Here is a 25,994-nt window from a genome sequence, read left to right on the forward strand (position 1 = left end):
GATTTTTAAGGATCATTTTGTAAGTTAGCGACCTAAAGGAGATAGATAGTGCAATCCATAAAATTAAGTAAGTCTACACTATGGCTGATGACTATATCATCAGGACTAGTCGTAGCCAACATATATTACAACCAACCTTTATTGTCTTTAATAGCCGCTGATTTTGACATCGGTGAGGCGGCGGCAGGAAAGATCCCCGTCTTGACACAGATGGGGTATGCCTGTGGATTGTTGTTTATCGTACCGCTTGGGGACAAAGTCTGGAGAAGAAAATTAGTGCTGTTGGATCTACTGGTCGTCATAGCCTGCCTGCTGTGGATTTGTTTTGCCAAGGAGTTTTGGATGTTATGCGTTGCAAACTTTATTTTGGGAGTAGCCTCGGTTGTTCCGCAACTATTCGTGCCAATGGCTGCCGAGCTCTCTACGACAGAGAAGCGTTCCGCTAATATCGGTATGGTCATGTCGGGATTATTATTGGGGATATTACTGTCCCGTATGCTGAGTGGGGTAGTGGGCGACCTTTGGGGCTGGAGGATAATGTATATGATCGCTGTAGGGCTGATGGTGCTGACCTGGGTTGGGATATATAAGCTCTTGCCGGATCCGACGCCCAATTTTAAAGGAACCTATAGTTCTTTGCTCCGCTCCGTATTTGATTTGGCCAAGAAGCATGCTTTGCTACGGTTAGCCTCGTTTAGAGGTGCAATGGCTTTTGCGGGCATGTCGGCGGTATTTACAACATTGATTTTTCATTTGGAGGGACCTCCTTTTAATGTAGGCGCGACAGTAGTAGGTAGTTTTGGAATTGTGGGTGCAGTAGGTGCGTTGGCGGCAGCTTCGGTAGGACGATTTACACGTAAGTGGTCCAACTATAAGGTGATATTGGCGGCTTTGCTTATTCTATTAGTGAGCTGGGGTTTTACTTTTGGTGCCGGCCAAACCTATTGGGGGCTAGTTATAGGTATTATCTTACTCGACTTGGGGCTTCAAGCCTCTCATATTATGAACCAAACCGATTTTTTTGCGATTGACTCGAAGGCCACCAATCGACTGAATACAGTATACATGGTTTCGTATTTTGTTGGCGGTTCCTTAGGGACCTTGGTCGCTTCTTGGGCATGGCAATATGGGCAGTGGACTGGCGTCTGTGCTGTAGGTTTTGGTTTTAATGCCATGGCACTATTAGCACATCTATTATTCGCTCGAAAAGTGAGCGCCTAAGGCGCTTATTTGACACGTCCTACCTTGAAGATAATAGGGAAATTAACTCTTCTTGTCTCCACAGTTCCCCAAGCTTTACGGAGGTCGTTCTCAATCTGCCGCACCGGGTTATTGCCGTTTTTCTTTTCGTAATGCTGTACTGCCGACCAGGTATTCAGATAGCCAATCAGGTTTTCTAGTTGCCAAAGTTTGATATTTGTAATCTCCGGAGTCTCCAGTTCACGATAAGGAAAAGGAATGTTTTGATAACGGTCTTGCACGTGTCGCCTTTCCGGATCCCAATACGGACCGACGACATCGGTATAGAAAGCCCGTACGATAGCGTCTATTTCAGGAGTGATATTGTTGAGCTCATAGCCGATAAGAGCAATTACACTATTGGACCTTCCTACGCGTTTTACCTCATCATTGAATTGTTGAAAGTCAAACCAATGTACCGCTTGAGCGACGGTAATAAGGTCAAAGCTATCATCTGCAAATGTGGTATGTTCTGCTTTCTGGACGGAGTATTTTATGTTGTCGGCGGGGTACGCGTGTTTCAACTGCTCCGCACTCATATCAGTAGCTTCGACTGTATTAAAGTCCTTAGCCAGCTCGTGGGCCACTTGGCCTGTGCCCGTCGCACAATCCCAAGCACACTCTTTTTGCTTTAATAAAGGATATAGAAAGTCATAGATAGCTTGGGGATAGTCCGGTCTGAACTTCGCGTATTGATCGGATATAGTAGAAAAGTTATCTTTCATGGTGCCATATCTTTTCTATAAAATTAGCAAAAATATTTTGTAAAAGTCAACCAATTTAATTTGTCATATTTTAATAGAGCTGCAATTTGGATGTCTACTTTGGTTTTTATAATACCACTAATCTCCACTTATTAGCCGATACGCTTACCCGTTTGTATTTAGGGCGTTTGTTTGTGCTTTTCTATCCATTCTTTTCTTAGCATAGAGAATATGTTGAGGTCGAAATAATGATCACCGTGACGTTCTACCTGTCTCATGATACCTTCGTGCATGAAACCCAAGCGCAAAGGAATAGCTGAGCTTTTGACATTGTGGGTTGCTGTCAGGATTTCTAAGCGTTGAAGCTCCAATTGTTGGAATCCAATATTGATTAAAGCGGTACAGCAAGCCGTAATGACTCCTTTGCCTTGAGCATCCTGGCAAATCCAGTAGCCTATAGCGGCGTTATTATTAGACCGGTCAATCTGATGAATGCCTATGCGACCGATTAAGATATTGTTTTTATAAATATTGTAGCTTAATTCTGTCGCCGCTATGCAGTTGGCTTGAGATTGTGTGAGATAGGTAATACTGTCCGATAAGGTATTCATATACGGCACCCAAGGAAGAAACTCTCCGAGATAGGCCCGGTTATTTTCAATTGCTTGAAAAAGCCCTTCGGCCTGATCTGCGGCACTGATCCGTAAATCAATTGCTTCAGAAACTTGGATGATGGGTGGCATTGGACTGTTATGTGTCATGTATAGTTAACTTTATTTACACCGTTTTGTTTGACCGATTGGTTAATTCCACTGCATGACTGGCAACCTATGGAAGCACAGTTTTGATACAGCCTATACTCTGCTCTAGAATAGTCTCCACACGCTCTTTGAGAAGAGGCGGGCTGACAATCCAAGCGTCGTCGGCATACATCATAAACCAACGGGCAAAGTAATCCAGAGCACCTTTATATTCGAAGAATAAATCGACATGTTGCGCTGTGCGGTGTTCGTGTGTGAAGCCAAAATATTTCTTCTGCCAATCCAAATGTGGAGCTGTGTCCAGTCCTACACGTATATGCAAGGAGATAGGAGGAATATTGTTTTTCCGGTTGGCCATTAATTCTTCAAGGCTGATATGCTGCTGGGTAAACGTCTGCGCGAGGAGGTCTATGGTGAAAATACGGTCGGCCCGGAATTGCCTGTAGTCTTCCCTTTTTAGACAATAAGCACCGATGTACCAGAAGTTATTTTCGTGAAATAAGCCTATAGGTTCGATTATCCTGGTATCAGGCTGTCCGTCATTGGCCCCTTGATAGGATAGGGCTATTTGGCGTTTATGTGCTATACTTTCGAATACAGTCTGCAGGGCATGGGGAACTGATTGATTAAAGGTGTCATAGCTGGATTTGCCCATGATAATCTGATTTTCGATAACGCTGATCGAATCCCGCTCGTTGTGCTTGAGTACAGACCGCACTTTGTACATGGCTGATTTATAATCTGACATCAGCTTCTTGTCCATGAACTTCTCCATTAGCTTTTCCGCGGCGATAAAACTCATGGCTTCCTGTTTGGTAAATACGACAGGAGGGAGCCGGTAGCCATCTACCAACGAATATCCACTGCCAGCTTCACCAATAATGGGTACGCCAGCTTGCTCTAAACTCTTGATATCCCTATAAATGGTGCGTAAGCTTACCTCAAAACGATCAGCCAGCTCTTGGGCTTTAATCACTTTTTTGGATTGCAATTGGATCAGAATCTCTACAATCCGGTCAAATCTCTTTTTTAAATCAACGGACACTTTAATCTATTTATTGAGCTTAAACTTAGAAAAAAAGCTTTATATAATCGATAAGGAACTTGAAATAAATCCGGATCTGATGTTTATCTATGGGACGTTATTTCTATTTTATGTAAGTTTATACCATGGCTTGGGTCGAGATACCAGAAGAATATTTGATAACTGATGAGAGAATACGGCAAGTTTCGGTATCGGGACTGACATTCTGTTTGGTTTTCCATGATGGGCGATGGATTGCCTTTTCAAGGAAATGCCCACATGCAGGAGCTCCACTGGATCAAGGCTGGTGTAAAGACGGGGTCGTCGTATGTCCCTACCATCGGCAGGAGTTTGATCTGAAAACAGGGAGGGGCGCACAGGGGCAGGGCAACTTTATTACCATCTATCCACTTCAAATCGTTGCGGACAGATGGTGTATTGAGGTCAAAGATAGCTTCTTTCAGCGTCTGTTCGCTAAGCTCTAACAAAGTGGTCTTACCCTATTTTTAACGATGTCATCGTGAGTGATCCCGCTACCGCTTGGTCATTAAAGATGCTTAACTCTTCATTTTTTTCCTGTAACGCTAAGCTGTATAGCAACGGCATATAGTGTTCCGGTGTAGGGATCGCCAGTTGGAATTCCGCACCTTGTTTATCATAGTCAATTAAGGCCTGATGATTACCTTCATTGATATACTTTTTCATCTTCTCATCGGCCTGTTTCGCCCAGTCGAAAGCATAGCCTGCGGTATCGATATGTGACCAGGAAACCATCCGAAGGTTGTGAACCATATTTCCGCTACCTACAATAAGTACTCCTTTGTGCCGTAGGGCTGCCAGTTCTTTCGCTAGTGCATAGTGGTACGAGGCCGGTTGCGTATAATCTATGCTCATCTGTATGACTGGAACATCAGCATTAGGATAGAGGTGCTTGATTACAGACCAGGATCCGTGGTCGAGTCCCCATTTTTCATCCAGATGTACATCGGTGGACGTAATGATTTCTTTGGTGAGCTTAGCCAGTTCGGGAGAGCCCGGAGCTGGATATTGCACATCAAAGAGTGCTTGCGGAAAACCTCCAAAATCATGTATAGTCGCTGGGTTTTCCATGGCAGTAACATAGGTGCCACGGGTTTCCCAGTGTGCCGAGATAACCAAAATCGCTCTTGGTTTCTCTATTTCTTTACTTATATTCTTGAAACCTTGGACAAATTCATTGTCTTCAATAGCATTCATTGGGCTACCGTGACCTAAAAATAATACAGGCATCTTGTCCGTAGTGTCCAATGTGTTGGCAAAGCTATGGAGAGAGCCCAGTTTAACAGCTGCCCCCGTTAGCGGAAGTGCCGCAACTGCAGTCAAAAATTGCTTTCTATTCATATCTTCCATTTGTTTGATGTTTTTAGCGTCTGAAAATATATAGTACAAATTTACGGCAGTTTTTGTCGGGCAGGTATGAAAATAGCGCAAAAGAGTATAAGGATTATGTAATCTGTGAGCGTATATCCTGTCGGAACTCGGTCGGTGTCATCCCGGATTTCTTTTTAAATACACTCGTAAAGTAAGCCTTGTCGCTATATCCTAGTTCGAATCCGATTTCCGCAATATTCTTATCGGTGCTGAAAAGAAGGTTTTTCGCTTCTGTAAGCTTGCTTGTTTCGATGATTTCCGAAACGGTTTGCTGCAGGATCCGTTGGGTTATTCCATTCAGTGCACGGGGCGTCATAAAGAGCTTTTCAGCGTAAAAGTTAACGCCTTCGGGACGTCTGAAATTTTCCTCTAGGATCGCTAGAAAACTTTGAAAAGTGCTGTCTTGAGCGGGAGCAGAAGTTGACTCTTTGTCTCCTAGTACTTTCTTACGCTCCGATTCGATCAGGACAAAAAGGGAGGATAGGAGACTACGTATAATAGCAAGCTCGGGTACGGGCTGTTGTATTTCTTCCATTATCAGCAGACATAGCGTATCGAGACGATGGAGGCCCGCGCGATCTCGCAGCTGGAAATTTGCATGGTCATGATAGGTGTTATAAAGTTGAAACGTAATCTCGGGGATGAATTCACTTTTAAAACGTAGTACCCAAAAATCACACACTCCGTTTAGAGCATCGGGCTGCACCCGATGCACCTTGCCTTTTGTAACAAAGGTGATAAAGGGAGCCTGCCAATGCTGTTCTTGATAATCGATAAAATGGCCTAGCTGCCCTTCCATACCGATAATGAGTTCTTCAAAATCATGCTTATGGGGCAGATTGGTGCTGTTCTTGATGCGATTAGCCTCCTGTATATCTACTTTGTAAATTTTGAATAATTCATCCATGGATTAAAGATAAGTAAAGGGATTATGTCACCCGAAAGTTTTTTACTTAAAAAAAATGCAGGGGTTCTTTAGTAAGAACTCTAATTTTTGTACCTTTGCATCATCAATTCAAGCTATGAGTGACGCTATAAAACACGAGTGTGGTATTGCACTTATCAGACTATTAAAACCCCTCTCATATTATCAGGAAAAATATGGAACTCCTTACTACGGGATTAACAAGTTGTATCTTCTTATGGAGAAGCAACATAACCGTGGACAGGATGGGGCTGGTATTGCAACCATTAAATTTGATGTAAAACCAGGTAACCGGTACATCAGCCGGTACAGAGCTATGGGATCTACAGCAGTAGCAGATATTTTTGAATACGTTCAGAAAAAATTTGCAGCTGTAAATAAAGCTTATCCGAAGGAATCTAAGGATACGCAATGGCTTAAAGACAATGTTAGTTTTACAGGAGAGGTATTATTAGGGCACCTGCGCTATGGTACACACGGTAAAAACAGCATCGAAAGTTGCCACCCCTTCCTGAGACAGAACAATTGGATGACCCGTAACCTAGTGGTAGCAGGGAATTTCAATATGACAAATGTGGACGAACTGCTTCAGCAGCTTTATGATTTAGGGCAACACCCTAAAGAACAAGCGGACACCGTTACTGTATTGGAGAAGATTGGTCACTTTTTGGATGATGAGAATCAAGAGTTGTTCGACCAGTTCAAGAAAGAAGGCTATTCTAATATAGAGATTTCTGCTCAGATTGGTAAGCACCTTGACGTCGCTAAGATTTTGACCCGTTCGGCTAAAACATGGGATGGTGGCTATACTATAGCTGGTATCTTAGGTCATGGTGATGCTTTTGTGATGCGTGACCCTGCGGGTATCCGTCCTGCATTCTTTTACCAAGACGACGAAGTGTTGGTTGTGGCATCCGAGCGACCTGTGATTCAAACAGCTTTTAACATCCCGTTGGAAGCAGTTCAAGAGATCAAACCGGGACACGCACTGATTGCGAAGAAGGATGGTTCTATTTCGCAAGAGATGTTTAGACAACCTGTCGAGCAAAAATCATGTTCTTTCGAACGTATTTATTTCTCTAGAGGTTCGGATGCGGATATTTACCAAGAACGTAAGTCGCTAGGTAAGTTATTATGCGATCAAGTGTTGAAGTCTATCGACAACGACATCAAAAATACAGTGTTCTCGTTTATTCCTAATACTGCGGAGGTATCTTACTACGGTATGATGGAAGGAATGAGTAAGTATGTAAGGGATTATCAGAAAAATATCCTATTAAATAGAGATGAGAAAATCTCAGATCAGGAATTGGATGATATCTTAAGTATACACGCACGTTTTGAGAAGCTGAATGTAAAAGATGCGAAGCTACGTACTTTTATTACGCAAGATGCAGATAGACAGGATATGGTACAGCACGTATACGATACAACTTATGGTATTGTACGTGATCACGAGGATACTATCGTCGCTATTGATGACTCTATCGTAAGAGGTACGACATTGAAGCAGTCTATATTGACTATCTTGGACCGTCTGCACCCTAAAAAGATTGTAATCGTATCATCAGCACCACAGATACGCTATCCAGATTGTTACGGTATTGATATGTCAAGAATGGGAGAGTTTGTCGCTTTCGAGGCCGCAATAAACCTGTTGAAACGCAAAGGGATGTCACATATTATTGATGAGGTTTATCAAAAATGTGTCGCTTCTATCGTAAAACCGAAAGACGAAATCGAGAACTACGTAAAAGCAATCTACGAACCTTTTACGGACGAGGAAATATCTGCTGAAATCGCTCGAATCGTAAGACCACATGATTTGAATGCAGAGCTGGTTGTTATTTTCCAAACGTTGGATAATTTACATATTGCTTGTCCTAATCATAGAGGTGACTGGTATTTCTCTGGAGACTATCCTACTCCAGGAGGAAACAAAGTAGTCAATAAAGCCTTCATGAATTGGGTAGAAGGAAAGAATGTGAGAGCTTATTTTAGTAGGTAATCGCAATCGATAATAACATATAGAGAAGGCTAATCCACTAGGGTTAGCCTTTTTTATTGCTAAATAGATAAATTACTGTTGTTTTAGTTGGTGTTATTGTATCAAAATAATGGATTAATATCGATTTTAATAAGCTTTATGGTGTAAGTTGTATATTTATCCCGTTCGGGCTCCGCGATGATAGGTATTGATGTTTTGCATACAGATAGCTAGAATACGATGTTATCAGGGCCGTTAATTTGTAGAATGGACGACAGCATTTTATTTAACAAGATCCAAGATGGCGACATGACGGCTTTTTATCATGTCTACATGAGTTATTGGCCATTGCTGTATAGCCACGCAGTCCGTATGCTACGGGACGAAGAAGAAGCGAAAGATGTGGTGCAGGATTTGTTTATCTATGCCTGGGAAAACAGGTCGAAGATTCAGTTCGATAAAATAAAACCGTTTCTTTACGTCTCCCTGCGTAACCGCGTAATCAATCGTTCGCTACGGAGCAAAGTCGAACAAAAGTATCTTAAAAGAACGTTCCCGGTTCATAATTTTGACGAATACCTCCATGTAGAGGAAGATGTCTTATATAAAGAGCTGGAAGCAGAGATTGAAAAAGGAATAGAAGCATTACCACCAAAAATGCAAGCTATATTTAGGATGTCCCGTGTCGAGAATCTTAGCCATAAGGAGATTGCAGAACAGCTGAAAGTGACAACGGATAATGTGAAAAAGACAATCAACAGGGCACTTAAAATCATACGCTCAGGTATGACTAAAATAATTTTTACTTTTTTTTTATTTTTTATGTCCACCTAGTCTGCTTTTGCTTGTACTCTATATAAACTAGTCAATATAACTTTTATGGAGGATAAGGAAATTGAAAGACTTTGGAAAAAGTACATCGACGGAACCTGTACAGAAGAAGAGAAGAAGACCATTCAACAGTGGTATAATAAAGCTGTACAAGATAACACGATGCCCCAGTTTACAGACGATATCTATTCGGTAGGTGATCAGATGTGGACGGGAATTTCTCAAGAACTAGCAACTAAAAAATCACGAATCAAAATTTGGCGTTGGACGGGTAGCGTAGCTGCTGCTGCAATAGGGATATTATCACTGTTGTATATCACCAATATGGAACGCCCAGAGCCTATCACCGTAGCGAATACACAGCATATCTTGCCCAATGAAGAGGGCGCTATATTGACTTTGTCCGACGGACGGGAGTTTACGCTAGATGAACAAAATGGACTCACGCAGTATATCGATACAGGAAAGGTTCTTTCTGAAGAACGATTTACAGTAACGACACCAAAAGGTAAGAGTATTAAGCTTTTATTGCCTGATGGATCTTCAACGGTACTAAATCCAAGTTCAGTTTTAAGTTATGCTTACAATGCAGTAGCTAATGTGCGTGAACTAACGATAAGTGGTGAGGCTTACTTTGATGTCGTGAAGCGACGGGATCAAAAGAGTGGTAATCCTATTGCTTTTTCAGTGCGTTCTAAAGGACAGTTGGTTCGGGTACTAGGTACGCGCTTTAGTGTAGCGAGTTACGACGACGAATTGGTTGCGTTGACTACGCTCGAAGAAGGTAGTGTTGCGATAGAGGATAGCAAACACGGCGGAAGCGAGGTGTTGAAACCTGGTCAACAAGCGGTGCTTTCGGCCCAAGGAATAGAGGTCAAGGAGGTAGACCTAGATATTGCACTGGCATGGAAGGACAACGATTTTGCATTCAGCAACCAAAGCCTGGAGAATCTCTTGAAGCAATTGGAGCGATGGTATGATGTATCCTTTACTTGGAAGGATAAAAAATATAAAAATGAATCTTTCGATGGGATGATACCTCGGGATAGGTCACTTTATGAAGTATTGAACGCATTGGAACGTACTGGTAAAGTGAAGTTTGAGATACAGGGGAGAAACATCCTCGTAAAATAATGAACAATCAATTTTTTAATTAATCAATCTAATATTTAGTAGTTAACCTAATGGTAAGTAGAAGTAAAATTGCAGCTTTTCTACTGCTGTATGCTCCATTGACTTTTCAAATGGATGCGATGGCACAGAAAATACGGTTTACGGCAGTACAGACTAAGCCGTCAGAAATCTTTAAGGAGATCAAAAAACAGTCTGGTTACGGATTTGTGTATTCGAACGAGGATATTAAGCGCTTGAAAGTAGTCAGTCTGCCTGCAGGCGAGTATGATATGCATGCTTTACTGGATCAAATGATGCATAATCAGCCTTTAAAGTATAGTATATCAGATAAGCTCATCACGATAGAACATAAGGCAACAACAGTGCCTAAATGGAAAGCTGTCGCTAATGCGCTGCAAGAGGGCATCGAGGTGAAAGGCCGTATACTGGATGATAAAGGAGGTTTTGTTAAAGGTGCAACTGTTCAGGTAAAAGGAAGTAGTGGAGGAGCATTAAGTGATGAGAATGGTTATTTTACGCTGACCAATGTATCGAACGAGAGTATTATCCGTATCACTTATTTGGGGCATCAACCGGTAGAGGCGGTGGCTCGCCCACAGATGGGTACAATTACACTGTTTCCCTCAGATCAAGCTATTGAAGAGGTAAATGTGATGAATACCGGTTATTATCAAGCACCTAGAGAGCGTGCAACGGGCTCATTTGTCCATATCGATAATAAAACGATCGAAAGAGGAACTAGCCCTGATATCTTACAGCGTCTAGAGGGAATGGTGAGTGGTATGCAGTTCACAAAGACGGGTAGCTCTAATATAGCGGATGTCAGGGTGAGAGGTCTATCTACCTTAGAAGGCAATAAGCGTCCACTGATTGTTGTGGATAATTTCCCTTACGAAGGAAATCTATATGATAGAAATAATAGCTATGGTGTAGATCTTAGCTTCATCAATCCGAGCGATGTAGAGAGCATTACGGTATTGAAGGATGCTGCTGCTGCGTCTATCTGGGGAGCAAGAGCAGCAAATGGCGTAATTGTAATAACGACAAAGAAAGGAAAGTTTGGACAGAAAAGCAGAATTAACTTTTCTTATAGAAGCACCTTTGATGAAAAACCTGATCTGTTGAGCACTCGTAACCGACTTCCTTCTTCGGTTATTATGGATGTAGAGAAAGTACAGTTCGAACGAGGTAAATATAACCCCAATTCGAATCAAAGTGCAATTCCGGAATATGCAGAGTGGTTGTTCAAACATAAAGCAGGAAGCATAAGCGATGCGCAGTTGGCGGAGGTAGAAGAGCGTATGCGAAATACAGAAGTGCGGGATCAAATCTCAAAGTACTTGATGCAGACAGGGATAACGCAACAGTATAGTTTGGATCTTTCAGGAGGAGCATCAAACTACGCGTATTACTTAGCCGCGGGATACAATAAAGGTAGAACGAATTGGATAGGAGAAGAGAATCAGAAGTTTAATGTATCTACTCAACATATACTTCAGCCAGCAAAAGATTTAAACATTACAGCTCGTATAGATTATACAGATAGTAAATCCAAAACCAATTCGCTAACAAGTAGTAACCTTACTTCCGGAGCTGGTGTAGGATTGTCGCCTTATGCACGTTTGGCCGATGAAATGGGCAATCCGATAGCTATGGTCAAAGATTATAGACAGAGTTATAAGGACGACCCAATAAATAGTGGCCTCTTGGATTGGAATTATTACCCTTTGTTAGAAAGAGAGTTGATCGACAATAATGGCAAGGCAAAAGAGCTTCGTTTTAATGTCGAAGCAAATTATACGTTTCTAAAGCATTTTAAGGCTGCTGTCAACTATAATTATGGATACGGGCAGAATAGTGCAGAAAGGTACTACGATAAAGAGTCGTATTACGTGCGCAATCTGGTGAATCGCTTCACAGATGACAAGATGAATCAAGTTATTCCTTATGGTGATATAAAGATCTTGGGTATACCGTATTTTTCGAATTATCACAATGCTCGTGCTACTTTGTATTATAATCAAAAATTTAACGATAAGCACCAGATTAATGCCCTAGTTGGGGGAGAGGTGAATGAGTCTATAAGGTATACGACAGCCGGGCACACGTTGTATAAATACAATAGTAATACAGGTCAAGGGGAATCGTTGTTCAATTTTACAGAGAACTACCCGACTAGACCCAATGGAAGAGCCACTATTCCAAGTGTATTTCCAATTGATTTGAGTCATTTTACGGATCGATTCATCTCTTATTTCACTAATGTAAGTTATGAGTATCTAGATCGTTATGTATTAAGCTCATCTTGGCGTTGGGATGCATCAAATCTGTATGGTGTGAAGACTAACCAAAAAGGTATCCCATTGTGGTCCGTTGGTGGTGCTTGGCATGTGCATAAAGAACCGATGTTTAATGTAGATTGGATATCACAATTGACCGCACGGTTGACCTATGGTAAAGCAGGGAATACGTTTAAAGAGGTGTCACATTTTCCGTTATTACAATTCAACGTAAAGCGCCCGAATAATATAAGCCAGGCGACTTTGCGCAGTACTGGAAACCCTACATTACGTTGGGAAACGGTATCCACAACCAATGCCGCTATAGATTTCGGCTTACTGTCGAATCGTTTGTCAGGATCTTTTGAGTTCTATATAAAAGATGCAACAGATTTGATCGGCAAGAATTTTATGGCACCAAGTACAGGTGTTATTACGGGGGGGACAGCTGCAAGTAGTAACGTTATAAATTATGCAGCGATGCGTACTAAAGGAATTGATTTGACTTTGAACTCTAAAAATCTAGTTGGTGATTTTACTTGGAATAGTACCGTTCTATTTAGTTTCACTAAGAATAAAATAACCGAGGTATACACTAATCCTACAGCAGTAATCTATGATTATTACGCCACACCTCCTGCGGCTGTTGTTGGTGTGAGTCGGGATTTAATTTACTCTATCCCATGGCACGGTTTGGACGGGGAAACAGGAATGCCCATTATGTATATCAATGGCGAACGTACAACAAACAATTTAGCTTTTCATAACTCATTACGCTTAGATTCATTGAATAAAGCTGGTGTGTCCGTTGATCCTTATTACGGATCTGTACGTAATGACTTCTCGTACAAAAACTTTGATTTTAGCTTTTTAATTACATGGAAATCAGGTTCAGTATTCCGTCGTAGTTCAATGTATTCTGGAGGAGAATTCAATGGAGTGTACCATATGGATTATTTTGATAGATGGCAAAAACCGGGTGACGAGCAGTTTACCAATGTGCCTGCTTATTCTGACGTGTATAACGGAAATGGTTCGACAAACTATAATTTCTCAGATGCTTTGATTACAAGAGGAGATTTGGTTCGTCTGCGGGATATAACATTTGGTTATACAATTACAAAAAGCAGAATGCCAAAGCTTCCATTCCAGTCAATGCGTATCACTGGGAATGTGGCCAATTTAGGTTTATTGTGGAAAGCTAATAAAGAGGGCTTAGACCCAGACTATCATGCGGCGGAGTTTGTACTACCACGTAGTTATAATTTAGGTTTACAATTGAGTTTGTAGTGTTATAGGAATGAATAAAATGAAGATATCAAAATTTACATATGTATTACCCTTCTTGTTGTTGACAGCAAGTTGTGGTAAAGATTTTTTGGAGGTTAAGCGTGATAAATCTCAAGTAGTGCCAAATCTAATTGAAGATTATCAAGGGCTTATGGATAATTTTAGCGTTATAAACGAACGAGCTTCCGTATCCTTAGGATTAGTAGGTGCTGCCGAATATCATTTGCCCGATGGCACCTTGAAAACATGGTTGTCTAATTTACCCTATGAGGTGAATGGGTATCTATGGGAAAAGGAGATTTTTGGAGGTTATGAGTCTACGGATTGGAATAACGGATATCAGCGGATCTTATATGCTAATTTAGCCTTGGAGGCACGCAGTATCACCCCAACGCCAAAAGAGCAAATGGCCTGGAATAATGCGATCGGCAGTGCATCATTCGTTCGTGGTTATAGTTACTATCAGTTGGCGCAATTGTTCTGTAAACCGTATGATGCAAAGACAGCGGGGACAGATTTGGGAATACCTATCAAACGTTCTAGAGATGTTACGGAAGCGGTAACCCGTGGTACGGTCGAAGAGGTCTATCAGTTTATAGTAAAAGACTTGGAGGCTGCTATAGAGCTGCTTCCAGAGAAATCTACCAGTGTATTTCGGCCTAGTAAATCGATTGCGGCGACTCTTTTAGTACGTACATTGATGCAGATGGGGAAATATGATAAAGCATTGGAATATGCAGAATTGGCCTATCAGAAGAATAATAAGTTGAACGATTACAATACCATCGACTCGACGAAAGCTGCACCATTCTCTGATGACTATGGTATGTCTAATCCAGAACTGCTATACTATGCACATATAAATAAACCTGGATCGTCTTATACAGGTTTTAATGCAGACGCTGGAATATTAAATCTATATGAGACTCATGATTTACGTAAAACGCTGTTCTTCAATCGAATCAAAGCGGATGGTAGAATGGAATTTAAAGCCTCTTTTTCTGGTGCTATAAACATATTCGTTGGCGTGTCTGCGGGTGAGATACATTTGAACTACGCAGAATGCCTAATTCGCAACAACAAGACGGCAGATGGAACGGCTGTGCTAAATAATCTACGTAAAAATAGGTTTGAAAAAGGTAATTATCATCCAATCAAAGTGTCAGATTACAGCGATTTAATGGAGTATGTTTGGAAAGAAAGAAGACGCGAACTGTATTTCAAAGGATTGGCTTGGGAAGATTATAGAAGACAGAACAAGGAGGGAAAATATTTGGTCAAATTGCAACGTAATAACAATGACAAGGTGTATACGTTGGAGCCAAATGATAAGAAATGGACACTTCCTCTGCCAGATAACGAGGTGAAGATAAAAGGATTCATACAGAACGATAGATAAATGTCTGAAAATATAGTAACGATAAAAGGATTGTCCCACCGATATAGTAGTCAGTGGGCAATCAAAGATATCAACTTCGAGATCAACACGAAGGGGATATTGGGACTGCTAGGGTCCAATGGTGCAGGTAAGTCGACAACCATGAACATTCTATGTGGTGTCTTAAACCAGACCGAGGGTACGGTGTTGATCAACGGCTTAGACACGCGGGAGAATGCACGCGAGGCTAAAAAGAAAATTGGTTTTCTCCCACAGAATCCGCCACTGCATCTGGAACTAACTGTGGATGAATACCTCACGCACTGTGCTTACTTAAGAAGAATTGCTCCGAAAGAAATTAAAGCAGCTGTAGAAGCTGCAAAAGAGCGTTGTGGTATAGCGCACTTTAGTAATAGATTGTTGCGTAACCTTTCTGGAGGCTATAGGCAACGTGTTGGTATAGCACAGGCCATTATCCACAAACCTCAGCTAGTGGTATTGGACGAGCCGACCAACGGCTTAGATCCCAACCAGATTATTGAGGTGCGTAAGCTGATTAAAGAAATAGCGGAAGAACGTGCTGTTATCTTCTCTTCACATATATTAAGTGAGGTACAGGTACTCTGCAAGGATATTATTATGATTGAGGGTGGAAGGATTGTATTTGCCGATACGATGGATGCTTTTAATAATTACATCGAGTCGAATGAGGTTAAAGTATGGATGAAAAATCCGCCGACAGCAGAGGAGCTCCTTCAAATCGACGGGATAGAGTCTATTGTTCGATACGATGATCATGAGATTGTTTTTAAAGTAGACAAATCCAAAGAGGTCAATGAAGCGATTATACATCTGAGTGTATCCCAGAAATGGGGCTTGAAGGAGATTTCCCAAGAGAAGAGCTCACTGGATGATGTGTTCAAGCAATTATCATCACACTAAAAACTGTTCAAGCTATTTAATTATGCGTGTTATACTTAGAATTGCAAGGTTAGAGCTTGCATCATTATTTTTCTCTCCTATTGCTTGGCTGGTCTTTTTAGTGTTTGCAGTACAGTTCGGAATCTCGTTTGTCACCAAACTCGAGCTGTATGCTTCATACAAAGCATTGGGCTATAATACAGTCAATCTAACGGACTATATCTTTACCCATGGGCAGACCCCCGGGCTTTTCTTAACGGTACAATCGCAATTGTATCTTTTTGTTCCCTTATTGACTATGGGGCTTATCAGTCGGGAGCTGCACAGTGGCTCGATTAAGCTGTTACAGTCCTCACCAATCAGCACCACGGAAATCATACTGGGCAAATACCTAGGTATAATGGTCTACGGATTGTTACTGTTTTCGTTGTTGTTCGTTTTTATAGTCTGTGGAGGTGCGGTGATCCCAAATTTTGAATGGACCTGGATGTTTACCGCTTTAGCAGGTTTGTTCTTGCTTTTTGGAGCTTATGCTGCTATCGGTCTGTTCCTATCTAGTCTTACCTCATATCAGGTTGTAGCGGCGATAAGTACTTTGGTACTGCTTACGTTTTTACATTATATAGGTGGTTTATGGCAGGATGTGGATTTTGTGCGTCATATTGCTTACTTCTTTTCGGTGAGTGGAAAGGCAGATAGTATGATTGGGGGGCTGGTTCGTTCCAAAGACATTATCTATTTTCTGGTTGTCGTTACTTTGTTTTTAGGACTGACTATTCTTAAAATGGAAATGGCACGTTCTTCTAAAAGCATCGGTCAAAAAATCGCTATCTATACGAGTTTTGTGGTAGCGCTCGTATGTATCGGCTATGTCGCTTCTCTTCCGCGTATGACATTCTATAACGATGTCACTTCGCAGGGAACGCGCACGCTCAGCAAGACAGGGATAGCGGTTGTGAAGAAAATGGAGCAACCATTAAAGATTACAACTTATGTCAATCTCCTAGATCCCGATTATAATATCGGTGCCAAGAAGCAACGGAATGCAGATATGTCCCGCTTCGAGCAGTACCAACGTTTCCTACCAGATATGGAAATGGAGTATGTGTACTATTATGATACCTGCGAAAACAAATCCTTGTTTGAGAACAAAATCAATAAAGGCCTTTCGTTGGAGCAGGTTGCTAATAATGTGGTAGAGACTTACAAGCTCAATATCAATGACTTTCTAACACCTGCTGAGATACGTAAAAAAATAGATCTATCTGCAGAAGGCAACCGTATGGTACGCGTTTTAGAAAGTGGCGATAAAAAAACATACTTACGGTTGTATAATGATTTTTTCAAGCATCCGGGAGAGCCTAATATTGTGGCTGCCCTAAAGCGTCTTCAGATAGGAGGGGCGAAGGTTGCATTTGTAGGTGGCTATGATATGCGCGCTATCGACAATACAACCGAACGCGGTTACCGTCAAGCTACAAATGATATTACGCAACGAAATTCATTGGTAAACAATGGCTTTGATTCCTACAGCTTATCTTTAGACACCGAAGAGATTCCTTCTGACATCAGCACGTTGGTGGTCGCAGACCCAAGACAACATCTAAGCGCTGTAGTGATTGGCAAGATTAAGAATTACCTGGACAAAGGCGGAAATATGTTGGTCTTCGCTGAGCCAGAGCAGAAAGTGTACCTAGCTCCTTTATTGGATTACCTGGGAGTAGACTTTGAGGAAGGCGCTATGGTTCAAAACAACACGGACATATCGGCTAATGTTGTTTATGCGAGAGCCGCTAGCGAATCCGCTAAAATGGGTAAGATTATGGCTGGCGCGGTAAAAGACAGTGTCTTCAAAACCGTGTTTTTGAGTCCAGGCGTATTTAAAACTGTTCATAGCAGCGGGTTTGAAGTCTTTCCTATGCTTCAGGTAAAAGAAAAGAATGCCTGGTTGAAGCGTACAAAGCTAGACAGTGATTCGTTACGGGTAAGCTACTCTGCGGAAAATGGAGATCGCTCAATGCTTGCAGATGTTGCTATCGGCATGACACGTATGGTAGGGGATAGAGAACAAAAGATTGCTTTGGTGAGTGATGCTGATTTTATCAGTAATATCGAACTTGGAACATTTAGAAAAACCGGTGGAAACAGTAATACGCAGTTTTACTCTGCATTGTACGAATGGTTTACAGATGAGACCTATCCGATAATGATTGATCCAATCCTTCCGATTGACAATGATATTACACTTAGCACCAAGGGGGCATCGGCTCTGCGTGTGGTGTTTGTCTATGTATTACCTATTCTATTGTTACTGCTAGGGGGCTTAGTACTTACCCTCAGAAAGAGAAAATAGAAGTCAAAAAAATCCCCGATTTAATCGGGGATTTTTTTTAAGGTTTGACACCTTGTTTTGCTATATAAACTTATTACTGAATGTGGTTCGAATTGAAATATACTTAAACATCAGTTTAAGTATGCTCCGTGATTCTAGTCTTCTAGAATTACGAAGTCATCGCCATCGTATAACCATTCTAGGGTATCGATAGTGTGTTCTAAATTTGTGATTTCTAAATCTTTAATCATAACATTTAATTTTATTAATACAAATATAGCTATGAACTGTTAGCCTTGCATTAATCGTGTGTTAAGTTTATATTAAGTGTTAATTTATTAATCTACCATCCACATAGTACCAATTGCCTTGTAGTTCTTTAAAATTGGATTTCTCGTGGTGTATCTGCAGGACGCCATCTTCGTCCTTATATTGTGCTTTGAACTCTACCGTCTGTTGCGTAGACTTCACAATCTCTAGGGCCATCCAGCTATTGGCTGTAGCCCAGCTCTTGATATCCTGTTTGTTCTGGAAGCGACGTGTAGATGGGTGGAAGCTGTTGTAGAGGAAATCGATATTGGCCACGACAAAAGCACTGTATCGGGCACGCATTAGTAATTCGGCGGTAGAGGCTTTCTGTTGGCCACTATGTATCAGTGCGCAACAGTGCTCAAAATCCTTCTCGCTTCCGCATGGACAAGTCATAAGTATACTATATGTTGATTTATTTTAAATATTCTTTTAAGGCCTCCTGGCTTTTTTGATACGCTTTTTCCTGTTTGCGTTGGACCCATTTCTTCTTCCATATTTTACGCATTATTTTATCGGTGTAGCGGATGATAAAGACCTCGTTAAGCATTTTTAGCAGGCGCTTTGGACCACTCGGAAACGAGCGTAATGTTATAGAGAAACCTGCTTCTAGATAGCGGTTGAAATGCCAGTATCCACTCGGCATGAACAGGGCGTCGCCATGTTCCATAAATATTTCATAGCCTTGGGCATACTGCAGGGCCGGGAACTCCTGATAGTCGGGGTTCTCATAATCGATATTGTAAACGGTATGTACCGACAGCGGAACCTTATAGAGAAAGGCAGATTGGTCGGGTGGGAATAAGAGCACCCGCTTTTTCCCTTCAAACTGAAAGTGCAATAAATCTCCGAGATCTACATCGTAGTGCATCAGTACGCGAGCCTCACTTCCTCCAAAGAACAAGGTCGGAATACGTTTGAAATACTTGAAACCTAAATCCGGGTAGCTGAAGTTTTTCAATAGCTCGGGCAGATGGTCGGTAATGATGTAGAAGAAAATCCTATAGTCCGACGGCTGTTTCTTTATGAGCGTGATATAATCTTTAAACCGCATGCGGGTTACTGGTTCATTGGTCGCTTTATTCGGGTCTGCCGGTTTATTATCGTAGAGTCCGACTTCCTGTTCGCCGACCTGACTGTAGATATAATCCAGATTCCATTTGTCAAAATCTTTCCACTTGCGGGCGTAGCCCTTGATAAGAACAGGGCGCTGCGGGATAAAATACTTTTTTAAAAAATCCTCTTTAGATATATCTTGAACCGTGTCGACTTGCGATAAAATCATATACTTCGATGCTTACGTATAAAAGTAATAAATATTTGAATTTTTATGACACAAATACAACTTTACTGCTAAACTATTTTGGGGCTTTAAGCGTTGTTAAAGAAACAACCTCAGAAATGACATCGATAAAAAATGAAATAATAGGGACGTGGGAGCTCCTTTCTTATATAGAAGTTCCCCTAGATGGTTTGGATTCTTCTTTTCCTTTTGGAAAAACACCTAAAGGACTGTTATTATATGGTCCGGATGGGTATATGGCCGTGCAGATTTCTAGCCGGGACCACCTAAAATGTGTTTCGGACGACCGTCTAAAGGTCTCTACCGAAGAAGCTGAACAACGAATAAAGGGCTATTTGGCTTTTAGTGGGCGATACACCGTAGACAATAGAAACGCACATGTGGTTTACGATATTGAGAGTTCCTTCTTTCCTAATTGGGAGGGGAGCCGGCATGTACGTAAGTTGGACTTTGATGGCGACGTCTTGTTTCAGAAGTCATTGGAACCCATACGTTCGGGGGGAAGGATGATACATGCACATATGACCTGGAAACGGATCGGAAAGGATATTGATATGTCGGCAATAGAAGAAGATGCGATGACAAACTTTTTTGTAGCAGACCATTAAAAAGAAATCGGCGAAGGAAACTCCTTCGCCGATTTTGTTATAACTATTTATAAACAGATTCTTTTTTGAATTTTTTCACTAATAACGCATACACAAGGGCTCTATATTTGTTTTTGTTGGATTTGCCCATTGCTTCTATCACTTCATTGATAGCGGTATCTAGTTTAGCGTCATCTTTTAACCCGAGCTTGTTGACCAGGAAGTTCTTTTTCAAGCGGTCCATTTCGGCTTTGTCTGACGCTGCTACTGTCTCCGCATCAGCTTTGTAAATAGATGGACCTAATCCCTTTGTAACCGAAGCTATAAGGTTCTCATCAAGGTCAAGTTTTAACTTTTTTGCTTCTGCAACATACGCTGCTACTTTTTCGTCTAGTTTACTCATTGCTTTTTCAGTTTATTTAATACTAATGATTAATAGTACTTTAAATTTAATCAATAATATCTTATAAAAACAAACATGCGGAGAATATAAATCTAGATTGTAGCGAGATTACTATAGCTGTTTATTTTGCTTGCCCAACAAGGCCAGATAAAAATAGCCTAACAGACCAGCCGCACAAGATGTCAGAAGGACAGCCAATTTTGCTTCCTCAATGTGCAGTGCATCGTCAAACGATAGCATCGCTACAAAGATAGACATCGTAAATCCTATTCCTCCTAGTAGTCCTACGCCAAACATATGCTTCCATGTAGCGCCTTCAGGCAGGGCAGATACACCAAGTTTGACACAGAGCCAGCAGGTTGATAATATACCTAGGGATTTTCCGACCAATAGGCCCAGGATAATACCCAGCCCCATAGAAGAAGTTAACCCTTGAATCATCTCCTGATGTAGTACGATTGCCGTATTTGCAAAGGCAAAGAGTGGGATGATGATAAAATTGACCGGTTTGGCGAGTATATGTTCCAAGCGCTCCAGTGGAGACTCTTTGTCGTCTGGCGTGGTCGGTATGGTCATCGCAGTCAATACCCCGGCGATAGTCGCATGTATTCCAGAATGATGGATAAAATACCACATTATTATTCCCGGGATAATATAGAATACAAGTTTCTGAATACCCAATCTATTGAAGAGCAATTGAAGTAAGAATAACCCCAATGCAATCAAAAGGTAAGTGTAGTGTAAGGTCGTCGAATAGAATATCGCAATCACAAGTATCGCCAGGAGGTCATCTACAATAGCTAACGCGGCTAAAAACACCTTCAGACTTGCCGGAACGCGATTGCCTAGTAGAGAAATAACGGCTAGAGCAAAGGCAATATCGGTCGCCATCGGGATTCCCCAGCCGTGGGCGGTAGGTTCACCATAGTTGAATAAGGTATAGATGCCTGCTGGCACAAGCGCACCACCAATTGCTGCAAAGATGGGTAGCGCAGCTTTCTTAGGGGAGGCAAGCTCTCCTTCAACGAGTTCTCGTTTTATTTCTAAACCAACTAAGAGAAAAAAAACGGCCATAAGCCCATCATCAATCCATTGTTTGAGAGAGTATTTGAGCTGTATACTGCTATTTTCAAAGCCTATTGACGTGTTTAGTAGACTTGCTAATCCCTCACTATAGAAGGAATTTGCGATGATCAGTGCTAATACAACACATATAAAGAGCAGGATACCTCCACCTGAACTGGATTCGAAGAAATTTTTAAAGGACCGTAGATTTATTAGTTTAGACATGAAAGCTAAATTTTAATTTGAGGCACAAAGGTAATTAACTTTTATATCTAAACCACTTTAGAAGCTCTTTGTAACTTGGTTTTTTGCCATACATCAAAATTCCGACCCTATAAATACGGGCCGCAACCCAAGTCGTAAATATAAAACCGGCAATCAGCAGTAAAGCCGATACCACAATCTGCCATAGTGGTACGCCAAATGGAATCCGAACCAACATCGCTATGGGCGAGGTGAAGGGAATAAAGCTCAACCAGGTTGCAACAGTGCCATGCGGGTCGTTCATCAATACGCCAAATGAAAGCGCATAGGTGAGGAGCAGCGGCATTGTAATAGGCATGGTAAACTGAGAAGCCTCTGTCTCACTATCCACAGCCGAACCCACAGCAGCAAAAAGCGCACTATAGATTAAATAGCCACCAAGGAAAAAGATAAAGAAGCATACAATGATTTCGGTGAAGTTGACTGACTGAATCATTGCCCAGGCTTCTGGCGATATACCATTTAAGCTACTGCCTGATTGGGCGATTTGCTCGCCATTGCTTTCCATCATCTTAGAGCCGATTACCTGCTCGCCTAGTTCCGCTTTGGACACGAAAAAGGTGGAAGCTACGCCAGCCAACATAAAGGATAGCACAATCCATAACACAAATTGCGTAAGACCGACCAGTCCGATTCCGATGATCTTACCCATCATCAGCTGAAACGGCTTTACAGAAGAGATTATTACCTCAATGATTCTGTTGCTTTTCTCTTCGATAATACCGCGCATTACCTGCGAACCGTACAGAAATAGGGAAATGTATACTAGAATAGATAGCGCCAAGGCGATACCCATCGCTATTTCCGTATTGCTATCTTTTGTTTCACCATCAGCCGTCACTTCTTTGGCATTGATCGCTACTGTAGTGTCGATATTATGTAAGCTATCGATATTGATACCTAGTTTTTGATACTTAAAATCTCTTATGATGTCACTCAGATTGCTTTTGATTTCGTTCTGCGTAGTTACATTCGGCTTATTAGCAGCCAAAAACTCCACATTGGGACTGCTCAAGAAGTCTTTCGGAACAACGAGAATACTCGTATTGCTTGCTTCTTCGTCCTTTAGCGTCGAGAGCTGTTCCTGAAGCGCTTTGTTACTATGTATGTACGTGATGTTTTTCGTTGACTTTAGCTTGGGAGCAATAGTTCCTTCTTGGTCAATGATATAAACAACAGCATGTGTTTCGTCAAAACTCTTCTTGGTCAGGAATATAATACCGACATACATTCCTATAAAGAATAAGGGAACCAAAAAAGTCGTCAGTAAAAAAGAACGCTTTCTAACTCGGGTTAGGTACTCGCGTTGTATAATGAGTGCAATCTTATGCATGGGTTACAGAGCTTTGAGATACTTTTTCAATGAATATATCGTGAATAGAAGGAATGATTTCCTTAATCTGTGTAATCTGGATCTTGTCGAGTAGGTGATGGATGGCCTGGTTTAAGGTGACCGTTTCAGCAAGCTTTATTTTCAATTGAGTTTCATCTTGATGCGAGGTATGCGCTATGATATTAAATTGAGACGCGTTGTCCAACAGACCATCTGGCAACAGTGGGCCCTGATAGTCTATAAGGTAAGTCTGGCTATTATATTGTTTTTTGATTTCTTTTACCGAACCATCAAGCACCTTTTTTGACTTATTAATTAATGCGATATTATCGCAGAGCTCTTCTACAGTCTCCATCCGATGGGTCGAATAGATAATAGTTGCGCCCTTCTCGTTCAATTCGAGGATTTCATCCTGTATAACCTGCGCATTGACGGGGTCAAAGCCAGAGAAGGGTTCGTCCAATATGATTAACTGGGGTTCGTGCAATACGGTAGCTACAAACTGCACCTTTTGCTGCATACCTTTACTGAGGTCTTCGATGCGCTTGTCCCACCAGCTACCAATCTCCAGCTTATCAAACCAATAGTTAAGCCTTGTTCGTGCATCGCTATGGCTAAGCCCTTTTAGCCGTGCTAGATAAATCATCTGTTCACCGACTTTCATTTTCTTATACAACCCTCTTTCTTCCGGCAAGTAGCCTATAGCACCAATATGCTGGCTGGACAGGGGCTGGTTATTGAAAAATATTTCGCCCGAATCGGGTGCTGTAATCTGATTGATGATCCGTATTAACGAAGTTTTGCCAGCACCATTAGGGCCCAGCAAACCAAAAATCTTGCCTTCGGGAACATACAAAGAGACATCGTCCAGTGCCCGATGGGCTGCATATTGTTTTACAATATTCCGTATTTCTAACATAGTCGTTTTGTGAATGCCTAAAATAATAAAATTATCACAGGTTTTTGAATCAAGTTAAAAGGCTTCTTTAATTTCTTAAATTAATTTTACCTTTGTTTATGCTTATCAAATCCGCTGAATTTGTCTGTAGTAATACACAGGTAGACAAATTACCAGATTCCACAATACCAGAATATGCTTTCATTGGACGATCCAATGTTGGTAAATCATCGTTAATCAATGCTTTGACGAATAAGAAAGGACTTGCCAAAACTTCGCAGAAACCTGGGAAAACACAGCTCATCAATCATTTCTTGATTAATGATACCTGGTACCTTGTCGATTTACCTGGGTACGGATACGCGCAGACCTCGAAGAAGAACAGAGCAGATTGGGAGAAATTTATCCGTAAATATTTACTGAGCAGAGAGAATCTACAGTGTATTTTCGTTCTTATCGATAGCCGTTTGGAACCACAGAAGATAGATTTAGACTTTTGTTGTTGGTTAGGAGAGAGGGGGCTGCCATTTATGTTGATTTTCACCAAAGCAGACAAACAATCTATCGTTAAGTCGGACCAGAATATGGCAAAATTTAAAAGAGCACTCCTCAAATGGTTTGAAGAGGTACCAACCCGTTTTCTGACATCGGCAGAAGATAAGGTAGGACTTGAACCTATACTAGAGAAAATTGATTCCATTAATCTTGATTTTACGGCACCTCCCGTTTCGTAACTATGAAGAAATACATGTCTTTAGTGCTATTTGCGCATAGCATATTTGCACTGCCTTTTGCTATCATTGGTTTTTTCCTAGCAGTGTCAACCACAGATTTCCAGTTTGAATGGAAACTATTCGGTTTGATGTTATTATGTATGGTTACCGCCCGAAACGCCGCTATGGCGTTCAATCGGTATTTGGATAGAGATGTGGATGCGCTCAATCCAAGAACCGCGGTCAGGGATATCCCGGCTGGGCGGATTAGCCCTAAGGCAGCGCTTACATTTACGATTCTAAACGGTATTGTTTTTACCATTGCTACCTATTTCATCAATCCTATGTGTTTGGTGCTGTCGCCTGTAGCATTGTTTGTGGTATTATTCTACTCCTATATGAAGCGGATATCACCGCTTTGTCATTTGGTATTGGGCTTAGGCTTGGGATTGGCACCGGTTGGCGCTTATCTCGCTGTTACAGGGCAGTTTCATATCGTACCGATATGGTATGGTCTGGCCGTGCTTACTTGGGTTAGCGGTTTTGACATCATCTACGCGTTGCAGGATGAAGAATTCGACAGAGCTCATAACCTGCAGTCGATTCCTGCTAATTATGGCGGTAAGAAGGCACTACGCATATCCGAAGTATTGCATGTGATGTCTTTTATCTTCGTTCTGTTGCCTGTCTTTTCAACACCAGTGGGGGTATTATATTATATAGGTGTATTATTCTATGGTGTACTTTTAATCTACCAACATCGTATTGTAAGTCCTACAGACCTATCTCGGGTAGACCGCGCATTTATGACGACAAACGGCATTGCCTCTGTAGTCTTTGCCTGTTTCTACCTTTTGGATGTTTTGTCCGGACACTGGATGATATAAGAAACTTTTACAATATT

At 41.5% G+C, this 25,994-nt stretch carries 23 protein-coding genes; 12 read left to right on the forward strand and 11 right to left on the reverse strand.

Features of this window, described 5'->3' with window-relative positions; translation table 11 throughout:
- Positions 1 to 87 precede the first annotated feature (87 nt).
- Positions 88 to 1,221: an MFS transporter gene (locus JKG64_RS02360; protein ID WP_210352737.1), complete on the forward strand. Its 1,134-nt coding sequence runs from the start codon at positions 88 to 90 to the stop codon at positions 1,219 to 1,221.
- Positions 1,222 to 1,226: 5 nt separating this feature from the next.
- Here the strand turns inward: JKG64_RS02360 and JKG64_RS02365 are convergent, their stop codons facing one another.
- The 3 genes from JKG64_RS02365 to JKG64_RS23235 form a co-directional block, all read right to left on the reverse strand.
- On the reverse strand, positions 1,227 to 1,964 hold the full coding sequence (locus tag JKG64_RS02365) for a class I SAM-dependent methyltransferase (RefSeq protein WP_210352738.1): 738 nt from the start codon (positions 1,962 to 1,964) through the stop codon (positions 1,227 to 1,229).
- A gap of 158 nt (positions 1,965 to 2,122) precedes the next feature.
- Positions 2,123 to 2,704 carry a GNAT family N-acetyltransferase gene (locus tag JKG64_RS02370; protein WP_210352739.1) on the reverse strand — a complete coding sequence of 194 codons (582 nt, stop codon included), beginning with the start codon at positions 2,702 to 2,704 and terminating at the stop codon, positions 2,123 to 2,125.
- Between the two features lie 67 nt (positions 2,705 to 2,771).
- Positions 2,772 to 3,749, reverse strand: coding sequence for a helix-turn-helix transcriptional regulator (locus JKG64_RS23235; protein WP_210352740.1), 978 nt, complete (start codon positions 3,747 to 3,749; stop codon positions 2,772 to 2,774).
- Positions 3,750 to 3,874: 125 nt separating this feature from the next.
- On the opposite strand from JKG64_RS23235, the gene JKG64_RS02380 reads away from it, so the two are divergent.
- Positions 3,875 to 4,213, forward strand: a complete 339-nt coding sequence (locus JKG64_RS02380) for a Rieske (2Fe-2S) protein (RefSeq protein ID WP_210352741.1) — start codon at positions 3,875 to 3,877, stop codon at positions 4,211 to 4,213.
- 10 nt (positions 4,214 to 4,223) lie between these two features.
- Here the strand turns inward: JKG64_RS02380 and ygiD are convergent, their stop codons facing one another.
- Both ygiD and JKG64_RS02390 read right to left on the reverse strand, forming a co-directional pair.
- Positions 4,224 to 5,108, reverse strand: coding sequence for a 4,5-DOPA-extradiol-dioxygenase (gene ygiD, locus JKG64_RS02385; protein WP_210352742.1), 885 nt, complete (start codon positions 5,106 to 5,108; stop codon positions 4,224 to 4,226).
- 103 nt (positions 5,109 to 5,211) lie between these two features.
- Positions 5,212 to 6,045 (reverse strand): AraC family transcriptional regulator, encoded by an 834-nt coding sequence (locus tag JKG64_RS02390; protein ID WP_210352743.1) that lies wholly within the window; start codon positions 6,043 to 6,045, stop codon positions 5,212 to 5,214.
- Between the two features lie 115 nt (positions 6,046 to 6,160).
- On the opposite strand from JKG64_RS02390, the gene JKG64_RS02395 reads away from it, so the two are divergent.
- The 7 genes from JKG64_RS02395 (at position 6,161) to JKG64_RS02425 (ending at position 18,236) form a co-directional block, all read left to right on the forward strand.
- On the forward strand, positions 6,161 to 8,071 hold the full coding sequence (locus tag JKG64_RS02395) for an amidophosphoribosyltransferase (RefSeq protein WP_133583163.1): 1,911 nt from the start codon (positions 6,161 to 6,163) through the stop codon (positions 8,069 to 8,071).
- Between the two features lie 246 nt (positions 8,072 to 8,317).
- Entirely contained in the window at positions 8,318 to 8,884 is a 567-nt protein-coding gene (locus JKG64_RS02400; RefSeq protein ID WP_210352744.1) for an RNA polymerase sigma factor, read from the forward strand.
- Positions 8,885 to 8,929: 45 nt separating this feature from the next.
- Positions 8,930 to 10,015, forward strand: a complete 1,086-nt coding sequence (locus JKG64_RS02405; RefSeq protein WP_210352745.1) for a FecR family protein — start codon at positions 8,930 to 8,932, stop codon at positions 10,013 to 10,015.
- Positions 10,016 to 10,065: 50 nt separating this feature from the next.
- The gene (locus tag JKG64_RS02410) at positions 10,066 to 13,584 is read left to right on the forward strand and encodes a SusC/RagA family TonB-linked outer membrane protein (protein ID WP_210352746.1); all 3,519 of its coding nucleotides are present in this window, start codon (positions 10,066 to 10,068) and stop codon (positions 13,582 to 13,584) included.
- Positions 13,585 to 13,603: 19 nt separating this feature from the next.
- On the forward strand, positions 13,604 to 14,983 hold the full coding sequence (locus JKG64_RS02415) for a RagB/SusD family nutrient uptake outer membrane protein (protein ID WP_210352747.1): 1,380 nt from the start codon (positions 13,604 to 13,606) through the stop codon (positions 14,981 to 14,983).
- A complete protein-coding gene (locus JKG64_RS02420; RefSeq protein WP_210352748.1) occupies positions 14,984 to 15,904 on the forward strand; it encodes an ABC transporter ATP-binding protein in 921 nt (306 codons plus the stop codon).
- A gap of 22 nt (positions 15,905 to 15,926) precedes the next feature.
- Positions 15,927 to 18,236 carry a Gldg family protein gene (locus tag JKG64_RS02425; RefSeq protein ID WP_210352749.1) on the forward strand — a complete coding sequence of 770 codons (2,310 nt, stop codon included), beginning with the start codon at positions 15,927 to 15,929 and terminating at the stop codon, positions 18,234 to 18,236.
- A gap of 309 nt (positions 18,237 to 18,545) precedes the next feature.
- Here JKG64_RS02425 and JKG64_RS02430 read toward each other — a convergent pair whose 3' ends face one another.
- Together JKG64_RS02430 and JKG64_RS02435 are read right to left on the reverse strand one after the other, a co-directional pair.
- Positions 18,546 to 18,920, reverse strand: a complete 375-nt coding sequence (locus JKG64_RS02430; protein WP_246512462.1) for a YchJ family protein — start codon at positions 18,918 to 18,920, stop codon at positions 18,546 to 18,548.
- Positions 18,921 to 18,939: 19 nt separating this feature from the next.
- Positions 18,940 to 19,809, reverse strand: a complete 870-nt coding sequence (locus tag JKG64_RS02435) for a cupin-like domain-containing protein (RefSeq protein WP_210352750.1) — start codon at positions 19,807 to 19,809, stop codon at positions 18,940 to 18,942.
- Between the two features lie 116 nt (positions 19,810 to 19,925).
- Here JKG64_RS02435 and JKG64_RS02440 point away from each other — a divergent pair, with 116 nt between their 5' ends.
- Positions 19,926 to 20,435, forward strand: a complete 510-nt coding sequence (locus tag JKG64_RS02440; protein ID WP_210352751.1) for a lipocalin-like domain-containing protein — start codon at positions 19,926 to 19,928, stop codon at positions 20,433 to 20,435.
- Positions 20,436 to 20,478: 43 nt separating this feature from the next.
- On the opposite strand, the gene JKG64_RS02445 is transcribed toward JKG64_RS02440, so the two are convergent.
- The 4 genes from JKG64_RS02445 to JKG64_RS02460 all read right to left on the reverse strand — a co-directional run bounded on the left by JKG64_RS02445 (position 20,479) and on the right by JKG64_RS02460 (position 24,398).
- Positions 20,479 to 20,817, reverse strand: a complete 339-nt coding sequence (locus JKG64_RS02445) for a DUF2853 family protein (RefSeq protein WP_210352752.1) — start codon at positions 20,815 to 20,817, stop codon at positions 20,479 to 20,481.
- 111 nt (positions 20,818 to 20,928) lie between these two features.
- Positions 20,929 to 22,107: a Na+/H+ antiporter NhaA gene (gene nhaA / locus JKG64_RS02450; RefSeq protein WP_210352753.1), complete on the reverse strand. Its 1,179-nt coding sequence runs from the start codon at positions 22,105 to 22,107 to the stop codon at positions 20,929 to 20,931.
- A 34-nt stretch (positions 22,108 to 22,141) separates the two neighbouring features.
- Positions 22,142 to 23,479 carry an ABC transporter permease gene (locus JKG64_RS02455; protein WP_210352754.1) on the reverse strand — a complete coding sequence of 446 codons (1,338 nt, stop codon included), beginning with the start codon at positions 23,477 to 23,479 and terminating at the stop codon, positions 22,142 to 22,144.
- Positions 23,472 to 24,398 (reverse strand): ABC transporter ATP-binding protein, encoded by a 927-nt coding sequence (locus JKG64_RS02460; RefSeq protein ID WP_210352755.1) that lies wholly within the window; start codon positions 24,396 to 24,398, stop codon positions 23,472 to 23,474. The genes JKG64_RS02455 and JKG64_RS02460 overlap by 8 nt, the downstream gene beginning before the upstream one ends.
- A gap of 98 nt (positions 24,399 to 24,496) precedes the next feature.
- Here JKG64_RS02460 and yihA point away from each other — a divergent pair, with 98 nt between their 5' ends.
- Positions 24,497 to 25,111 (forward strand): ribosome biogenesis GTP-binding protein YihA/YsxC, encoded by a 615-nt coding sequence (gene yihA / locus JKG64_RS02465; RefSeq protein WP_210352756.1) that lies wholly within the window; start codon positions 24,497 to 24,499, stop codon positions 25,109 to 25,111.
- Between the two features lie 2 nt (positions 25,112 to 25,113).
- Positions 25,114 to 25,977: a UbiA-like polyprenyltransferase gene (locus tag JKG64_RS02470; RefSeq protein ID WP_210352757.1), complete on the forward strand. Its 864-nt coding sequence runs from the start codon at positions 25,114 to 25,116 to the stop codon at positions 25,975 to 25,977.
- Positions 25,978 to 25,994 lie beyond the last annotated feature (17 nt).

Origin of the sequence: Sphingobacterium tabacisoli (assembly GCF_017908035.1) — a bacterium.
Classification (GTDB): Bacteria; Bacteroidota; Bacteroidia; order Sphingobacteriales; family Sphingobacteriaceae; genus Sphingobacterium; species Sphingobacterium tabacisoli.

Excerpts from the sequence above, each read along its gene's own strand:
- JKG64_RS02360 (WP_210352737.1), top strand. The coding sequence starts at position 88 with ATGACTATATCATCAGGACTAGTCGTAGCCAACATATATTACAACCAA.
- JKG64_RS02365 (WP_210352738.1), bottom strand. The coding sequence starts at position 1,964 with ATGAAAGATAACTTTTCTACTATATCCGATCAATACGCGAAGTTCAGA.
- JKG64_RS02370 (WP_210352739.1), bottom strand. The coding sequence starts at position 2,704 with ATGACACATAACAGTCCAATGCCACCCATCATCCAAGTTTCTGAAGCA.
- JKG64_RS02380 (WP_210352741.1), top strand. The coding sequence starts at position 3,875 with ATGGCTTGGGTCGAGATACCAGAAGAATATTTGATAACTGATGAGAGA.
- ygiD (WP_210352742.1), bottom strand. The coding sequence starts at position 5,108 with ATGAATAGAAAGCAATTTTTGACTGCAGTTGCGGCACTTCCGCTAACG.
- JKG64_RS02390 (WP_210352743.1), bottom strand. The coding sequence starts at position 6,045 with ATGGATGAATTATTCAAAATTTACAAAGTAGATATACAGGAGGCTAAT.
- JKG64_RS02395 (WP_133583163.1), top strand. The coding sequence starts at position 6,161 with ATGAGTGACGCTATAAAACACGAGTGTGGTATTGCACTTATCAGACTA.
- JKG64_RS02400 (WP_210352744.1), top strand. The coding sequence starts at position 8,318 with ATGGACGACAGCATTTTATTTAACAAGATCCAAGATGGCGACATGACG.
- JKG64_RS02405 (WP_210352745.1), top strand. The coding sequence starts at position 8,930 with ATGGAGGATAAGGAAATTGAAAGACTTTGGAAAAAGTACATCGACGGA.
- JKG64_RS02410 (WP_210352746.1), top strand. The coding sequence starts at position 10,066 with ATGGTAAGTAGAAGTAAAATTGCAGCTTTTCTACTGCTGTATGCTCCA.
- JKG64_RS02415 (WP_210352747.1), top strand. The coding sequence starts at position 13,604 with ATGAAGATATCAAAATTTACATATGTATTACCCTTCTTGTTGTTGACA.
- JKG64_RS02420 (WP_210352748.1), top strand. The coding sequence starts at position 14,984 with ATGTCTGAAAATATAGTAACGATAAAAGGATTGTCCCACCGATATAGT.
- JKG64_RS02425 (WP_210352749.1), top strand. The coding sequence starts at position 15,927 with ATGCGTGTTATACTTAGAATTGCAAGGTTAGAGCTTGCATCATTATTT.
- JKG64_RS02430 (WP_246512462.1), bottom strand. The coding sequence starts at position 18,920 with ATGACTTGTCCATGCGGAAGCGAGAAGGATTTTGAGCACTGTTGCGCA.
- JKG64_RS02435 (WP_210352750.1), bottom strand. The coding sequence starts at position 19,809 with ATGATTTTATCGCAAGTCGACACGGTTCAAGATATATCTAAAGAGGAT.
- JKG64_RS02440 (WP_210352751.1), top strand. The coding sequence starts at position 19,926 with ATGACATCGATAAAAAATGAAATAATAGGGACGTGGGAGCTCCTTTCT.
- JKG64_RS02445 (WP_210352752.1), bottom strand. The coding sequence starts at position 20,817 with ATGAGTAAACTAGACGAAAAAGTAGCAGCGTATGTTGCAGAAGCAAAA.
- nhaA (WP_210352753.1), bottom strand. The coding sequence starts at position 22,107 with ATGTCTAAACTAATAAATCTACGGTCCTTTAAAAATTTCTTCGAATCC.
- JKG64_RS02455 (WP_210352754.1), bottom strand. The coding sequence starts at position 23,479 with ATGCATAAGATTGCACTCATTATACAACGCGAGTACCTAACCCGAGTT.
- JKG64_RS02460 (WP_210352755.1), bottom strand. The coding sequence starts at position 24,398 with ATGTTAGAAATACGGAATATTGTAAAACAATATGCAGCCCATCGGGCA.
- yihA (WP_210352756.1), top strand. The coding sequence starts at position 24,497 with ATGCTTATCAAATCCGCTGAATTTGTCTGTAGTAATACACAGGTAGAC.
- JKG64_RS02470 (WP_210352757.1), top strand. The coding sequence starts at position 25,114 with ATGAAGAAATACATGTCTTTAGTGCTATTTGCGCATAGCATATTTGCA.